General features: G+C 73.8%; 2 protein-coding genes. One reads left to right on the top strand and one right to left on the bottom strand.

Features of this window, described 5'->3' with window-relative positions; genetic code table 11:
* The coding region (locus tag DKL51_RS04920; protein WP_260428380.1) for a hypothetical protein at positions 1-642 on the top strand (642 nt) is incomplete at its 5' end.
* 23 nt (positions 643-665) lie between these two features.
* On the opposite strand, the gene DKL51_RS04915 is transcribed toward DKL51_RS04920, so the two are convergent.
* Positions 666-991, bottom strand: a 326-nt coding sequence (locus tag DKL51_RS04915) for a DedA family protein (protein WP_185734711.1), incomplete at its 5' end; no start/stop codon positions are given.

Genomic DNA, 991 nt, shown 5'->3' with positions numbered 1-991 from the left:
GGGCCCACCTCCTTCCGGGAAAGAGGTGACCCCATGGTCTTCGGCATCCTCAGCGCCGCCGTGCACACCCTCCTCGGCGCCCTGCTCGGCGGGTGGGCCGGCGGCCCCCTCGGCCTGGTGATCGGCACCGTCGTCGGGCTCCTCGTCGGCGCGCCCTTCGGCTGGGCGGTCGGCTCCGCCCGCACGTACGCGTCGAACCCGAAGGGAATCCTGCTCTTCGTCGTCGACCACACCTGGAGCCTGGCCAACACCGTCGTCGGCGCGATCTACCTGGCCGCACACCTGGTCGTCGGGCACCGGCTCGACCGGGTGGTCTGCCAGCACAGCGGCCGGGTCAACGTCGTGGAGGGCGTCTCGCCCCGGTACGCCACCACGCTCGGTACGGTCTGCGCCGGGTCCAGCCCACGCATCCAGCGCCACGAGGACGTGCACATCCTCCAGGCCCGGCTGCTCGGCCCGCTCTACCTCCCGCTGGTGGCGGCGAACTACGTGCTGTTCACCGTCGCCCCGGTCTGGCTGCTCTGGCACGACCACGTCAACGCCCCGATCGACCGCTTCACCCGCTATTTCGAGATCGGCGTCTACCCGCACGTCTGGCACGAGGCCATCGCCTACCGCATCCAGGGCACGCCACCGCGCTGATCCCCCCGGGTTGTCGATCCGGCTCAGCGCCGCTCGGCGGGCTCCGCGGCGGCGTCGCGGCGCGCCGCCAGGCGGGCCCGCACGAAACGGGCCAGCACCAGCAGCACCACCACGGCGAGCAGCGCCTCGCCGCCCCATCCGAGCCGCCGTTCCAGCAGCCGGTAGGACGCCCCGGCCAGGTAGCCGAGCACGGCCACGGTGAGCGCCCAGAGGGCGCCGCCGGTGACGTTGGCCAGGGTGAAGGTGCGCTGCCGTATCCCGCTCATCCCGGCCAGCCCGGTCACCAGCGCCCGCAGCGCGGCCGCCCACCGGCCGAGCACCACCGCTATCGCGCCCCGCCGCCGGACCA

The sequence above is a fragment of the Micromonospora globispora genome, from assembly GCF_003857015.1.
GTDB classification, from domain to species: Bacteria; Actinomycetota; Actinomycetes; order Mycobacteriales; family Micromonosporaceae; genus Micromonospora; species Micromonospora globispora.
The sequence above is the reverse complement of the archived record's forward strand: the minus strand, read 5'-3'. Positions and strand labels throughout refer to the sequence as shown.